This is a genomic window from Vibrio sp. 1727, assembly GCF_033344415.1.
GTDB classification, from domain to species: domain Bacteria; phylum Pseudomonadota; class Gammaproteobacteria; order Enterobacterales; family Vibrionaceae; genus Vibrio; species Vibrio alginolyticus.
On the sequence record NZ_JAWPOT010000710.1, the window covers coordinates 1 to 506 of the forward strand.

The window sequence follows — 506 nt, forward strand, 5'->3', positions numbered from 1 at the left end:
AGTCGACCGTTCTTGAGTTGTTAGGGCGCGATAAAGAGAGCTTAGCAGTGGTAGATAAAGGGCTGAGTTTGACACCAGAGCAAAGCCAAGAGCACTTGCTGTTCAAGCTGATCCAAATTCGAGCCATGATGGGCAATCGAGATATCGATACCGCGCTCTCGTCGTTGGATGCTTTGCTTGAAACATCACGAGAAAAAGGTGACAAGAAATTGGAATCGGAAGTTCTGTTGCTCAAAGGTCGTTACTACGATGAGCAAGGGGACTATAAGAAATCGTACGCGGCGTTGATGTCTTCGATGGAAGCGGCGGAGTCATCAGGTGCGCAGGGCTTAGTCGAACGAGCAGCACTAGAGCTCGGTGATGTATTGGTAAAAATTCAAGGCTATGACCGCTCTGAAGTCGTGCTGAAGCAGGCGTATCGTTATTTTAAAGACCGCCGCATGTCGTTTAATGAGTTGCTTAGCGTCCTAACTATTGCAAAGCTACACAAAGCTCAGTTCCAATAC

At 47.6% G+C, this 506-nt stretch carries 1 pseudogene; it reads left to right on the top strand.

Annotated elements, in window-relative coordinates:
• Window positions 1-506, top strand: a pseudogene (locus tag R8O10_RS27750) (GGDEF domain-containing protein); the annotation flags it as partial.